This is a genomic window from Bradyrhizobium sp. DOA1 (genome assembly GCF_001593325.1).
Classification (GTDB): domain Bacteria; phylum Pseudomonadota; class Alphaproteobacteria; order Rhizobiales; family Xanthobacteraceae; genus Bradyrhizobium.
This window is the reverse complement of the sequence record NZ_JXJM01000001.1, coordinates 6528396-6541784: the sequence shown is the minus strand read 5'-3', so window position 1 is coordinate 6541784 and position 13389 is coordinate 6528396. Positions and strand designations below refer to the sequence as shown.

At 60.5% G+C, this 13389-nt stretch carries 11 protein-coding genes, 1 tRNA gene and 1 pseudogene; 12 read left to right on the top strand and 1 reads right to left on the bottom strand.

Annotated features, from left to right (window positions below):
• The 4 genes and pseudogenes from SE91_RS30260 to SE91_RS30245 all read left to right on the top strand — a co-directional run.
• Window positions 1-229 (top strand): annotated as a pseudogene (locus tag SE91_RS30260) (methyl-accepting chemotaxis protein); the annotation flags it as partial.
• A gap of 500 nt (window positions 230-729) precedes the next feature.
• Window positions 730-2214 carry an MFS transporter gene (locus SE91_RS30255; RefSeq protein ID WP_061850261.1) on the top strand — a complete coding sequence of 495 codons (1485 nt, stop codon included), beginning with the start codon at window positions 730-732 and terminating at the stop codon, window positions 2212-2214.
• A 3-nt stretch (window positions 2215-2217) separates the two neighbouring features.
• Complete coding sequence (gene otsB / locus SE91_RS30250; RefSeq protein WP_008541892.1) at window positions 2218-3036, top strand: trehalose-phosphatase; 819 nt, start codon at window positions 2218-2220, stop codon at window positions 3034-3036.
• A 243-nt stretch (window positions 3037-3279) separates the two neighbouring features.
• Window positions 3280-4743: a trehalose-6-phosphate synthase gene (locus SE91_RS30245; protein WP_061850260.1), complete on the top strand. Its 1464-nt coding sequence runs from the start codon at window positions 3280-3282 to the stop codon at window positions 4741-4743.
• Between the two features lie 161 nt (window positions 4744-4904).
• On the opposite strand, the gene SE91_RS30240 is transcribed toward SE91_RS30245, so the two are convergent.
• Complete coding sequence (locus tag SE91_RS30240; RefSeq protein WP_061850259.1) at window positions 4905-5246, bottom strand: hypothetical protein; 342 nt, start codon at window positions 5244-5246, stop codon at window positions 4905-4907.
• 206 nt (window positions 5247-5452) lie between these two features.
• Between SE91_RS30240 and SE91_RS30235 the strand changes: the two genes are divergently transcribed.
• The 8 genes from SE91_RS30235 (at window position 5453) to SE91_RS30200 (ending at window position 12700) form a co-directional block, all read left to right on the top strand.
• Window positions 5453-5542, top strand: a tRNA-Ser gene (locus SE91_RS30235).
• A gap of 166 nt (window positions 5543-5708) precedes the next feature.
• Complete coding sequence (locus SE91_RS30230; protein WP_061850258.1) at window positions 5709-6893, top strand: tyrosine-type recombinase/integrase; 1185 nt, start codon at window positions 5709-5711, stop codon at window positions 6891-6893.
• Between the two features lie 188 nt (window positions 6894-7081).
• Entirely contained in the window at window positions 7082-7420 is a 339-nt protein-coding gene (locus SE91_RS30225) for a hypothetical protein (RefSeq protein WP_156489858.1), read from the top strand.
• Window positions 7421-7502: 82 nt separating this feature from the next.
• Window positions 7503-8426 carry a hypothetical protein gene (locus SE91_RS30220; protein ID WP_061850256.1) on the top strand — a complete coding sequence of 308 codons (924 nt, stop codon included), beginning with the start codon at window positions 7503-7505 and terminating at the stop codon, window positions 8424-8426.
• A 50-nt stretch (window positions 8427-8476) separates the two neighbouring features.
• Window positions 8477-9538 carry a major capsid protein gene (locus SE91_RS30215; protein WP_061850255.1) on the top strand — a complete coding sequence of 354 codons (1062 nt, stop codon included), beginning with the start codon at window positions 8477-8479 and terminating at the stop codon, window positions 9536-9538.
• A 195-nt stretch (window positions 9539-9733) separates the two neighbouring features.
• Entirely contained in the window at window positions 9734-9982 is a 249-nt protein-coding gene (locus tag SE91_RS30210; protein ID WP_061850254.1) for a hypothetical protein, read from the top strand.
• A 250-nt stretch (window positions 9983-10232) separates the two neighbouring features.
• Window positions 10233-10721: a hypothetical protein gene (locus tag SE91_RS30205; RefSeq protein WP_061850253.1), complete on the top strand. Its 489-nt coding sequence runs from the start codon at window positions 10233-10235 to the stop codon at window positions 10719-10721.
• 86 nt (window positions 10722-10807) lie between these two features.
• Entirely contained in the window at window positions 10808-12700 is a 1893-nt protein-coding gene (locus SE91_RS30200; RefSeq protein ID WP_082813871.1) for a DNA primase family protein, read from the top strand.
• The last annotated feature ends 689 nt before the right edge of the window (window positions 12701-13389 follow it).

Genomic DNA, 13389 nt, shown 5'->3' with positions numbered 1-13389 from the left:
CGCCGTCGAGCAGCAGGGCGCGGCGACGCAGGAGATCGCGCGCAGCGTCCAGACCGTCGCGCAAGGGACCCAGACCGCCGCCACCGACATCGGCGAGGTCAACCGCGGCGCCGCCGAGACCGGCTCGGCCTCGGAAGAGGTGCTGCATTCGGCCAAGACGCTGTCGAGCGAAAGCACCCGCCTGCGCGCCGAGCTCGACCGTTTCATGGCGAACATCAGGGCGGCGTAGGTTCGCGGCGCGTTAAACGCGCCGCCGTCACCTCACACTCCGCTGTCGTCCCGGACAAGCGCGCCTCTTAGGCGCGCGCAGATCGAGGACCCATACTCCCAGGGCGGAGTTGGGGCGGACGGCGGTAACTCCGAGTCTTCGCCAGACATCGGCTTGTGGTTTAGGATCCCAGATCTTCGCTGCGCTCGTCCGGACGACAGCGGAGTTCGGAGGGGTGTCCGAAATTTCATTGGCTCGCTTGCATACCGTGCTCGCCTTGCGGCTCGCGTTACCGCGCGCCTGTCCTTCGCGATTGTGTCGTCTTTCTGACCTGAGCCATGCGCCAACTCCTTGCAGCTCCGTCGGAAACAGACGTTCTCGACGGCTGTTCCCTTGGGAACCGGGGCACATCGCAAACGTTGTCGCAGGTGGCAGGCGGAATGCCGCACCCCTTGATCGGATCGACCCCGTCCACGTCATGTGCCGCGGGGCCGCTTCCATTGATCAGACGCAACAACGCGATGGAATTGCAGCAAAGCCGAGCGCTGAATCATGGACCTGCGATTGCGGCCGTGGCCGCTGATCGCATCGTCGAGACCAGCATTCCCTCGCGCCTCGACGCCCTGCCATGGAGCGGCTTCCACACCCGCGTCGTGCTCGCGCTCGGCATTACCTGGATCCTGGACGGGCTCGAGGTGACGCTGGCCGGCGCGCTCTCGGGCGCATTGAAGCAGAGCACGTCGCTGCATTTCTCCAATCTCGATCTCGGCATTGCCAACTCCGCTTATCTGGCCGGCGCGGTGCTCGGCGCGCTCGGCTTCGGCTGGCTCACCGACCGCATTGGCCGCAAGAAGCTGTTCTTCATCACGCTTGCGCTTTATCTGTCGGCGACGGCCGCGACGGCGCTGTCATGGGATGTCGCGAGCTACGCGCTGTTTCGTTTCCTCACCGGCGCAGGCATCGGCGGCGAATACACCGCGATCAACTCCACCATCCAGGAGCTGGTGCCCGCGCGCTATCGCGGCTGGACCGATCTCGTCATCAACGGCAGCTTCTGGATCGGCGCCGCGATGGGCGCAGTGGCGGCCATCGTGCTGCTCGATCCTGCAACGATCGGTCCCGATCTCGGCTGGCGCCTCGCCTATCTGATCGGCGCGATCCTCGGCCTCTTCGTGCTCCTGATGCGGATGTGGATTCCGGAAAGTCCACGCTGGTTGATGATCCATGGTCGTCCCGACGAGGCCCATGCCATCGTCGACGAGATCGAGCGCTCGGTGGTCGGACATGGCCAGGACACGGGCGAAGGGCGCTTTCCGAAGATTCGCCTCAGGATGCGCGATCACACGCCGATCCGCGAGGTCGTCCACACGCTGTTCTCGGCCTATCGCCAGCGCGCACTGGTCGGCCTCGTGCTGATGAGCGCGCAGGCGTTCTTCTACAACGCGATCTTCTTCACCTTCGCGCTGGTCTTGACAGATTTCTACGGCATCCGCTCCGATCACATCGGCTGGTATCTGCTGCCCTTCGCCGCCGGCAATTTCCTCGGGCCGCTGCTGCTCGGCCGCCTGTTCGATACGCTCGGCCGCCGCGCCATGATCATGTTCACCTATGGTGTATCGGGCTTGCTGCTGGCGCTGTCCGGCTATCTTTTCTCGATCGGCGCGCTCAGTGCGCAGGGGCAGACCATCGCCTGGATGGTGATCTTCTTCTTCGCCTCGCCCGCCGCGAGCGCGGCTTATCTCACCGTGAGCGAGACCTTTCCCCTGGAGGTTCGCGCGCTGGCGATCGCGGTGTTCTATGCGGTCGGCACCGGCATCGGCGGCGTGATCGGACCGGCGCTGTTCGGCGCACTGATCGACACGGGATCGCGCACCAGCGTGTTCGCAGGCTATCTGCTGGGGTCTGTCTTGATGATCGCGGCGGCGATCGTGGCGTGGCGTTACGCCGTTGCGGCTGAGCGCAAATCACTCGAAGAAATCGCGCGACCGCTTGCTACTATGGAGTAGACTATGAAATCGGAACTGGCGGACATGGCTTTGGACGAGAAGCGCACCATGCTTGATGACGAGGCCCCTGACGCGGTGCCGGTGCCGCATGCGCTGGTGCCACATCTCGACGAGACCGCCATCCTGCTCGACATCGACGGCACGCTGCTCGACCTGATGCCGACGCCGCGCGAGGTGTGGGTGCCGCCGGGATTGTCGGAAACGCTGAGGCATCTGACCGAGCGCACCTCCGGTGCGCTGGCGCTTGTCAGCGGCCGCTCGCTCAACGACATCGACCTGATCTTCGCGCCCGACGTGTTTCGCGCCGTCGCCGGCCACGGCGCCGAGATGCGGCTGTCGGTGGACAATGAAGCCGATGCCGTGCATGCGCCGCCGCTGGACAAGGAGTTGAAGCGGCGGCTTGCCGCGATCGCCAAGCTCAGCCCCGGCATTCTGCTGGAGGACAAGGGCTATTCTCTGGCGCTGCACTATCGTCTCGCGCCGCATGCGGAGAAGGCGATCTACGAAGCCGTGTCGTTCATTCGTGCAGAGCTGCCCAATGCGCCGATCGAGGTGCTGCCCGGCAAGTTCGTTTGCGAGATCAAGCATTCCGGCTTCACCAAGGCGACCGGCGTGCGCGAATTGATGACGCACGAGCCCTTCAGGGGGCGCCGCCCGATCTTCATCGGTGATGACGTCACCGATGAAACCGTGTTCGCGATCATGCCCGATATGAAAGGGCTCGCCTTCTCGGTCGGCCGCCGCGCCATGGGCGTGAACGGTCACTTCGACGCGCCAAGCGATGTGCGTGCGTTCCTTGCGCGCCTGCTCGATCCAAGGTGAAACAAAGGCAGCGCCATCCTGCAGACACAATGCTAGGCCCGCAGTGTCATCGCGCACTGCAATGCATGCTGCGCCATCCACATTGTCCAAAGCCGACTTTGCAATGAAATGAGCGGGTTCCCGAAAGGAAAACCAGTTCCAACGCGCATGCCCGATTTTGGTTTCAATCGGTTGAAACGATGACAGGAACCATATTGATGAACGGCAGTTAAACGGGTGGAATGAAACAGGAGGGGACGACCTGTGAACTTAGTCGTCGTTTCAAATCGCGTCGCCCGCGGCAAGCCGAATGAACCCATGACGGGCGGCCTTGCGGCAGCTTTGCTGCCGGTTGTGGAACATTCGGGAGCGATCTGGGTGGGTTCCTCGGGCCGCGTGCGTGATGGTCATCAGAAGGAACCGTTCGCCGAAATCGAAGCACTGGGGACCGGTGCGATCGCGACGCTGGACCTGCCGGCGGCGCATTATGGCGGCTATTACGAAGGCTTCGCCAATTCGGCGCTGTGGCCGGCGCTGCATTCGCGCAGCGATCTGATCCGCGTCTCGCGCGAAGATTATGTCAGCTATCGCGAGGTCAACGCCTTCATGGCGCGCGCCTTGATGCGCTTTCGAAAGACCAAGACCGCGTTCTGGGTGCAGGACTATCATTTCCTTGCGCTCGGCGCCGAGCTGCGCGAACTCGGTGTCGATGATCCCATCGGTTTCTTCCTGCATACGCCGTGGCCCGTCGCCGCGGTGATGCAAGGCGTGCCCAATCATCGCGAGCTGATCACGGCGATGCTGGCCTATGATCTGCTCGGCTTCCAGACCAATGAGGACTGCCAGAACTTCCTCGGCTATGCCGGCGGCGAGCTCGGCCTTGCGGTTGAGGACGGCGTCGTGCTGTCGCAGCACGGCCGCACCCGCTGCGAAGTCTTCCCCATCGGCATCGACGCGGAAAAATTCGCAGCCTATGCCGCGAAATCGGCATCGCATCCCGACGTGTCGCGCCTGCGGCGCAGCCTCAACGGCGAGCGTCTCGCGATCGGCGTCGACCGCCTCGATTATTCCAAGGGTCTCATCAACCGCATCAGCGCGTTCGACCGGCTCTGGACCGAGCAGCCGCAATTCGCGCGCAGCATCTCGCTGCTTCAGATCGCGAACCCCTCGCGCGGCGCCATCGAGGCCTATGGGAATCTGCAGAACGAGGTCGCGCGCCTCGTCACCGACGTCAACGGCCGCCACGGCGAGGTCGACTGGACACCGATCCGGTATCTCAACAAGGGTTTCAGCCAGGCTGTGCTCGCGGGCCTCTATCGCACCGCGCAGATTGGCGTGGTGACGCCGCTGCATGACGGCATGAACCTCGTCGCCAAGGAATATGTCGCCGCGCAAAACCCGGCCGATCCCGGCGTGCTGGTGCTGTCGAAATTCGCCGGCGCGGCCAACGAGCTCGACACAGCCTTGCTGGTCAATCCGCACGACGTCGACGGCATGGCGCGCGCGATCGCGGTCGCGGCCGCGATGCCGCTCACCGAGCGCAAGATGCGCTGGGAAGCGATGATGAAGAAGCTGCGCGGCCACACCATCCAGCAATGGTCGGCCGACTTCGTCGCCGAGCTGGAGAAGTGCCGCACCGAGAAGGCCGCGGTCGCTCCGCTCGCAACCCAGCCGCCGCAGGCCCTGCGCTGGCTGAGATCGGCGATATCAGGCGTGCGGTTGATCTGAGATCCTGCATCATGGCCGGGCTTGTCCCGGCCATCCACGCCTCAATCCTCGGACCTCAAGAACGTGGATGCCCGGGCCTTCGCCTCGCCGAAGCGGCTTCGGCCGCACAGGCGGCACAAGCTCGGGCATGACGATGATCTGTGACGGCGAAGCGCGTTAGCTCAATAGCAATACGACACGCCATCCAGGATCGCGCATTGCCGCTTGTTCGGCGCGTTGGGATCATCCAGCGGCACCACGCCCTTGCCCTGGCCGACGAATACGCCGGGGCCGACATGCACCGAGCTCTTGTTGCCGATGATCACGCTCTGATGCGGCGCCGAACTCGAGCGCGTGCCGTCCGGCCAGAGGATGGCATTGCCCGACAGTACTCCCCGCCGGCCGTCGTCGCAGCTGATATCGACGCCCTGCCGCGTGCAGACCTGGGCCGGGGCTGGCGTCGCGAGCGCAACACAAAGGGTCGAAATCAGGCTCAGCGCAGTGATGGTCTGACGGATGAGCATCGTATCCTCTCGGCCTCCCCCGGCATCTTTGCCAGCCTCGCGTGAATCGTCGCCCCAAACCGGCCGCAGGTTCAGCCGACCGGCCCCTCAGAGGCTCGTCCGCCACCAGATATTCCCTCGTAAATACAATAGTTTGCGGAAAATTCACCCGATTTCCCCGCGGTCTCTTGCAAAATCATCGGCGCCCCTTCAAGAGAGGGCGCTCCGGAGAGATGGCCGAGTGGCTTAAGGCGCACGCTTGGAAAGCGTGTGTGCGGGAAACCGTACCGTGGGTTCGAATCCCACTCTCTCCGCCATGTGCCCGTTCAGCTTGGTTCCGATGAGTTCGGGTAAGTCTAGAAAATCTAATCTTATCAAGCGTTAACCTCGTATTCGGGTTCGAAGGCGTTCGGTGCCATTCGGGCTTGTCAAGCAATTCCGGTAGGGCCAAAGGTAGGGCCAGACGGATTGGAGTTGCCTGCAATGGCCCGTGTTTTCGACCGCTTATCTCCCACCACCGTGAGAGCAAAGGACCTTGCGCCGGGCAGATATCCCGACGGGGGCAACCTCTACTTGAACGTGGGTCGCGAGGGGCAGCGGCGCTGGGTTTTCCTATACAAAGACCGAGCAACTAGGCGGCCGCGAGAGATGGGTCTGGGCTCTGCCGGTAAGGCCGGTGTCTCGCTCGCCGAAGCTCGCCGAAAAGCCACGGCGGCGCGCGCATTGCTCGCCGATGGAATCGATCCGCTAACAGACAAGCGCAACCGCCGCGCGGCCGTTAGTGAACCTTTCGGCACCTATGCCGACCGGTACATCAAAAACGTGGTCGAGAAGGAAGCCAAGAACGAGAAGCACGTTGCACAGTGGCGCATGACGCTGGGGCAGTATGCCAAAAGCCTGCGGCCCAAACCGTTGGATCAAATCAACACGGAGGATGTGCTTGGATGCCTTCGTCCGATTTGGGATTCCAAGCGCGAAACAGCATCGCGCCTTCGCGGGCGAATCGCCCGAATCTTGGACGCTGCAAAGGTAGACAAACTGCGCAGCGGCGATAACCCGGCTTCTTGGGTCGGCCATTTGAACAATCTCCTTCCCAAGAATCGTGAGAAAGCAGCAAATCACAAGGCAATTCCGTACCCAAAACTGCCAGCGTTTATGGCTGACTTGCGAAAACGCAACAGCATCTCAGCATCTGCGTTGGAGTTTACCATACTTTGCGTTGCTCGAACGGGTGAGACCATCGGCGCCCGTTGGCACGAATACGATTCGGACCGAAAACTCTGGGTGGTACCTGCCTCGCGCATGAAGGCAAAGAAGGAGCACCGGGTGCCGCTGTCTGATCGCGCGATCCAGATTTTGGAGTCGCTGCGTACAGTCAACACAAAGCCGACCGACTTTATCTTCCCGGGGTCAAAGCGCGGGAAGCCGCTGAGCAACATGGCCATGCTGGAGCTTGTGCGCGGGATGTATGAAGGGGTCACCGTGCATGGATTCAGGTCCGGCTTTTCTGATTGGTGCGGGGAAACGACATCGTACGATGCAGAGACCCGCGAATTCTGTCTTGCGCATGTCGTAGGCGATAAGGCTGAGGCTGCCTACCGCCGCGGCGACGCACTAGAGAAGCGTCGCGCAGCATTGCGCGATTGGGCGTCCTTTCTCCGCAGTTAGATGACGTACTCCGTACGATGCAAGGCCCGGTTTGTCGCCGGGCCTTTTTGTTTCCATTCGTTACAGGACTTCGGCTCACTCGCACGGCAGACTCCCCGAATATTTTGTGATTTGGGTTCTGCGTTTTGCCGGTCGATAGCGAGACATGGAAGAGCGCCGTTATGGCGTGGAGGGCGGAGGGGCAGCGCGTGCTGCTAACCGATCTCCTTGTGTCTCAAGTGCCGGCCCCCTATCGGGAAGCGGTTCGATTCTGTCTCGAACAATCGCGCATCCAGGAAAAGCCGGGTCGTAAGCGGGACCCGCGAGACAAACACGGCGCAACGCCGGGTCTCGCTAAAAAGTGCGATGCTTACGAAAAGTATTGGAACCTACTTGACGCCAAAGTGACTGAAGCCGAGGCGGCGAGGGAAGCGCGAGCGATCTACGGGAAATTTACCGACGAAAGTTGGCTAAAGCTGATCACGAGCCGTGATGAGCGAGCAAACGATGTGCTGCGCAAGCGCGGCACACTTCGTACCAAGAGATGATCGGACCCCCCGAATATTCCCGGGGCTATTTCCGAGAAGCGGTCTCGATAAATTGAGGAGCAACGACAAACGGAGTTGCCCGATGCGTTTCGAACCTCTTCCAATCTCTGTCAACAGAATCCTTTCCCGTCTCGCCCTTGAAGGTGAAGACATCCGCGGCGCAACGGAACGGCGCATCGCCGAGAAGCAACGCGTAAGCGCGGAGTTGGCGGATGCGCGGGCAGAGCACGACCGTCTCGCCAAAGCGGATCGCGCTGGGCAGCTAATTAAAGAGACACGCCACGGATGGGACGATGACGGCGACCAGATCGTCAAGAAGGTCCGCGATCCCAGTCGTCTTGTTGCAGCCAATGCGCGCGTTGACTCGCTCGCGTGGCAGCTGGCCAGACTCAAAGATGCTACGGCGCCCGTCGCGCGGCTAACTTTGGAGCGAGCGAACAGCGAACTGGCGAAATATGCGGGCAAGAAGCTTGTGCCTGTAGAGCGCCCTAGGCTTCCCCTCGCGAAGGCGCAGAGCGCAGCGGAAGCGTTGCCGCAGATTCGTGCACAATCCCTTGACGCGCTCGCGGAGCGCCGCGCCGTGTCGAAGGCTGCGCTGACCAAGGAGGAAGTGAAGACCGCGATGCGTCGCGAACTTGGGAAGCTCTGCGACTCAGGCCCTCCAACGATTCTTCCGATGTTCCACGGTGCCAAGATCGCATGGCCACAACGCAATTTCGGCGAAGGGCGATACAACGTGCCCGATGGCGTATCCCTTATTGCTTTCCTCTTCCGTGATGAACTCGACAAGAAGCTCTCCGAGTTGATCGATTTCAACGCGGCTGCGTTTCCCGACGCAATGTCAGCAGAAGAGAAGGCGGACCGACTCGCGGAGCTGGATGCTGAAATCGACGCCTTGGAGCGCGTTGAGGCCGCGTGCGTCGAGCAAATCATCGCGGACGGCGGCGTGGCTTTCCACCGCCCAGACATTTCAATTTTGGCAGTCCTCTCGCTCCGCGTCGATTAGCGGGCGCCCGACAGTTCAATCACAACACACCTTTCACAGGAAACACTATTATGCCTAACGAAATTGCAGATTTATTTTCCGGCGACGCATTCGAGCTTGCTTCGCTCACCGCCGCCATCAACAACGTGGATCACATCCCGGGCCGCGCGGGTCAGTTGGTGTTCTCGGACAGCTATGTCACGAAGCCCATCTCGACCCTTACCATCGCGATTGAGCGCGTTGGCGAGACCCTTGAGTTGATCCAGACGCAGCCGCGCGGAGCACCGGCCGAGAAGTTGGTGAGTGACAAGCGAACGGTTCAGGGCTTCAAGGTTCCTCACTTGCAGGTCGAAGACACGATCTACGCCGAATCCGTACAGAGCGTTCGCCAGTTCGGCAGCCCGAACACGCTTTTGACGGTCGAGACCAAGCTGAGCGAAGTTCTCACGAAGATGTCGCGAAGGCTCGATTATACGCTCGAAAACCACCGGCTCGGTGCGCTCAAGGGCGTGACGACTGATGCAGATGGTTCGGTGCTCTTGGACTCGTATGAAGCGTTCGGCTTTCTGAACTCAGATGGCCTTGCACAGCCGGAGACGTTTGATTTCGATCTCGATAGCCTGGCGACCGGCTCCAGCGAGATTCGGGTTAAGTGCCAAGGGCTCACGCGTTACATGCGTCGGGAAGCTAAGATGCCGTTGAGGCAAGACGCCTTGGTGTGGGCCTTCGTTGGCGATAACTTCTTCGACAAGCTGGTATCCCGGCAGGACGTAAAGGAAGCGTGGATCGGAACGGAGTCGGCGGCGGCCGTCCTCGGTGCGAACTACGCCTATGGCGTGTTCGAATTTGGCGGGGTGCTGTGGGAAAACTACCGAGGCAGCGACAACGGGGAAATCTTCATTGATCCCGATGAAGCGCGCTTCTTCTTCGTCGGTGCGCCGGAACTGTACGTGGAGGCGTTCGCGCCAGCCGACTACATCGAGACGGTGAACACGCCTGGCCTTCCCAAGTACGCCAAGAGCGCACCGGATCGTATGGGCAAAGCAATCGACATCGAAGCGCAGTCGAATCCGTTGCCGCTATGCGTCCAGCCTGCGACGCTGTGCCGTGCGGTCACCGGGTCTTTGACCTAGCTAGGTTCGCCCGCCGCACCACGGTGAGGTTGCGCGTCTTTGGCGAATTCAGCGCGCAGCCTTTCTCCTACCGGCGGACGATAGCAGTCCGATTGCGTCAGTGGTGGCGCTATCAGGGCGATCCCGGCCGGGGACGTTTGTTGATCCTTCGAATGACGTCTCCGGTCGGCCTTCTCTCAACCAAGGAATTTTCAAATGCGTTGTTCCACGGATCGAATCAAAGCATCTGCCGCCTATTACGCTGAAGCGAATGGCCTGGATGCACTTCGCTCATTCTTGCTCGCGGTCGCTGGCGTCCCCGATGTAGGCGACGTTCCGGAAGCGGAGCGGATGCGCGTCAACAATGAGTTGCGGCAGCGTGTGGACGAAGCCATCCCAGCCGGCCCCATTGCATTGCAGGGCATCGCTCGCCGCGCCTTCGCGAAGATGGCGGTGCGCAAATGAGACGGCGACGCGACGGGCTGATTGGCTTTCCGGAGGTGGCGCGGCGACTCAAGAAGAGTCTCTCATATACCTATCAGCTTTCGAGCAAGGACCCATCGTTCCCTCCTTCGGAGAAGCTGGAAGATGGTCGCAAGCTCTTCTCGCCTCACACCGTGGCATACTACCGGAGGCATTGCCGCCGCTGGTATCGTTCTCACGTCAATCGGGGTTGAATAGCATGGCCCGTGCATGTGTAATTGACGGAAGGCCCGTGATCCCCGCCTTCGAAAGCAGGGAAGCTCTAACCATCAGTTTCGTTGCCTTCGGTAACCGACAAAGGCGCAAGTTCCTCACCATCAACGGCGGCGAAATTCTAAGCATGGAATGGGGAGGTACGTACGTTTGGCTGCGAAAGCGCTACGAGGCGATCCTTAAGACCATCACCGCTCGTATCTTCACCATCTCCGACGCGGGATCGAACAAGGTCGAGTACACGCCGCTTTATAAGATGGTGGGCGACGATGTTGGCTGCTTCCAAGCCGTGGGCTTGCTGTTGGGAAAGGAAGGCCACGGCGTCAAGCCCGAATGGCACGGCAACTTTGTTGGTGACGGGGACGCCCCCATGACAGCCGGCGAATTGGCGTATGTTCAATGCAGGCTGCTGGCCACAAGTCGGTATTTCACGCTGGTTCCTCATGAGCGGGAGCGTGTGAGCGAGGAGATGCAGCTGTACATCGCACGGACAGTCCTGCCATTCTAACCGTAAGGCATTACCCAAGACAGTGAAAGAGTAAGCCCGGCGCAGTGCGTGGCGCGCACTGCGTCGGGAAGTCTTGGAGTATAACGATGACGACGATCCATGAAACTCGCACCTTCGGCGCGAGCAATCCAGTAACAATTCGCATTCGGCCGACGTTCACAATCAGCGTCGTGAATCCAGCACCTGAACTGGACTTTGACGTGGAGCCGAACTTCGACTTCGGGCCGCCTCCGCGCTATGGCTGGAATAACGCCATGGATGTCGCGGAGGCAAAGCGCCGTTGCCAAGACATGGCGTACTGCCCTTTGGACAACGCTTGGGGTCGTAAGGTTATCTTCAACCTTGCGCTGGACCTTCGGGACTTGGGCATCTCCAAACCAATGGCCGTGGACCTAATTGACGCCTACTGCACTAACCCGCTGCCGAAGGGCGATGTTAACGAGCAGGTTCATTATGCCTACTTGGCGGCCCGCACCGAAGCGGGCTTGGAGAGTAGCGCGGGCCGTGGTGGTGGTGTGGGCAATGCTGCCGTGATCGGCGGTGATCCGGACGCCGCATGGCCCGCAGCATCGGAGAGCGATCCGCCTATCGTCTGGCCGAAGCCGCTCGTCTACCAAGGAAGGGACAACGCCAGCAAAAGCGCTGAAACGTTTCTAGCGGAGCGCCCGGGGAAGCTCATTTCGTCGGACGGCGCCATTTACACGTTGGAGGGAAACTGCGTCTGGCGCGTGCTGGAAGATGACGAATTAGCGGCGGAAATCCGTGCGACCGATCCCACCAACGTGTTGGATGTCGGGAAGATTTATCAGATGGTCAAGGCGATCCATCTTGCACGCTTCGTCAAGGCGCGGCCGTTCGAATGGATCGACAAGCCGGCGGACGCACCGGAGCCGACCGATTTGGTGCTTGCGCAGAACGGAATCCTAAATGCGCGGACGCTTGAGTTGGCTCCGCACACAGGCCGCTACTTCGCCACTGGCGTGCCCGCTTGGGTGTACGATCCCAGTGCGACGTGCCCGCTCTGGCTTGAGAAGCTTGACGAATGGTTGCACCCGTCCTTCCATGCCACGCTTCAGGAGATCATGGGGTATCTGTTGACGTCGGACACTTCGATCGAAGTGCTTTTGGCGATGATGGGTGCCAAGCGTGGTGGTAAGGGGACCATCACGAAGGTCATGCAAGCTCTGGTAGGCAGGCATCACCACGCGTCCGTGACCCTTAACGACCTTGGCAGCGACTTCGGCTTAGCTGGGTTGATGGACAAGCGCGCTGTTTTCATTCCGGATGCACATGACGCGAAGCACCCCGCCGCAGCGATTGAGCGCATCAAGTCCATCACGGGCAACGACGAATTGTCAGTGAATCGAAAGAACCAAGCGATGTTGTCGGCCCGCATTCCTGCAAAGATCGTGCTGGTTGCCAACAAGCATCCCAAGTTCCTAGACGAATCCGGTGCGCTCGCGGACCGTGAGTTGGTGTTGATCTTCGAGTCGTCCTTCGCGAAAGCGAAAGACACCGAACTTGGCAACAAGCTACGGGCGGAGTGGTCGGGCATTGCCAATTGGGCGCTAGAGGGACTTAGGCGACTGCGCAGCAACGGCAACCGCTTCACTGTCGGTGAGCGTGGGCGGAAAGCCCAACAGGAGCTTGCGGAAGCTCAGAGCCCAGCCCTGCGCTTCGCAACGGAATGCCTTGTGGTGAGCGGCGACGAAGCGGACGCTGTGCCGCTCGCGGTCGTCTACCGGACGTACGAGCATTGGGCGAGTCATGAAGAAGGAATGTCCGGCCGCGAGCAGCGTAACAAGACAGACTTCAAGGCGGATTTGATCGCAGCGCTAGGGGAGCGCGGTGTACGCTTCCACTCCAAGATGGCGCGCCGCTGGCGCGAACCGGGCACCGATTGGAAGCACGGCAGTGGGGCGGTGATGCGTCGGTGGTTTACCGGAGTGAAGATGAAGCCGGAGGCCACGGACACCTAAGGGAAGGTCGCCTACTGCACCGCGAGCGGACATAGGAAATGGCAGGAAGATTTTCCGCCAAGGCCAACAAGACGCTCGCCGATAATTATTTTCAGTCGGAATCAGTTTCGCTTGCGCAAAACCAACGACTTAAATGCCAGCGGCAAAGGGATGTACGACCCCTCAGCTCATAAAGGCATGCGCTTCAACTCGTCGCACCCTAAGGGCGTATTTCGGACTTGAAGCAACAAGAATCAGATGTCAATTTTTACAACCATATTTAGAGATACCTATGGTCGGCAATCGGTCGACGAATGGTACGCTTCGGCGCACTTTGACCGATATTGGTGCCGCAACTTGATCGGTAGCCGATCACAGGCGCGAATAGCTTTACGCACGGGCTCAACGGGCACGGGCAATGACTCTTGCAATATATAAGCACCCCTTCGGCCGTGGCCTGTCGGCGATTTCCTGACGTCTGCAAATGGAGGAAATGATGCTTGATCGCAAATTCTTGACCGTAATTTCTATACTCGCATTGCCAGTAACTCCTTCCTTCGCTCAAGATACAAGAGAGCAGACGATTGTCGCCGAGTGCACAACAGGGACAACCAGTATGAGCGGGGCGAGAAACGGTTGCGATAGCGCTTGGAGCGAGGCGGTAGCTCCCTCCGGTTACGTGTTTTCTAAAGAAACCTTGCAGGGAGGAG

What these genes read in the sequence shown, in the direction of transcription:
- SE91_RS30255 (WP_061850261.1), top strand. Translation starts at nt 730, where the DNA reads ATGGAATTGCAGCAAAGCCGAGCGCTGAATCATGGACCTGCGATTGCG.
- otsB (WP_008541892.1), top strand. Translation starts at nt 2,218, where the DNA reads ATGAAATCGGAACTGGCGGACATGGCTTTGGACGAGAAGCGCACCATG.
- SE91_RS30240 (WP_061850259.1), bottom strand. Translation starts at nt 5,246, where the DNA reads ATGCTCATCCGTCAGACCATCACTGCGCTGAGCCTGATTTCGACCCTT.
- SE91_RS30230 (WP_061850258.1), top strand. Translation starts at nt 5,709, where the DNA reads ATGGCCCGTGTTTTCGACCGCTTATCTCCCACCACCGTGAGAGCAAAG.
- SE91_RS30220 (WP_061850256.1), top strand. Translation starts at nt 7,503, where the DNA reads ATGCGTTTCGAACCTCTTCCAATCTCTGTCAACAGAATCCTTTCCCGT.
- SE91_RS30215 (WP_061850255.1), top strand. Translation starts at nt 8,477, where the DNA reads ATGCCTAACGAAATTGCAGATTTATTTTCCGGCGACGCATTCGAGCTT.
- SE91_RS30210 (WP_061850254.1), top strand. Translation starts at nt 9,734, where the DNA reads ATGCGTTGTTCCACGGATCGAATCAAAGCATCTGCCGCCTATTACGCT.
- SE91_RS30200 (WP_082813871.1), top strand. Translation starts at nt 10,808, where the DNA reads ATGACGACGATCCATGAAACTCGCACCTTCGGCGCGAGCAATCCAGTA.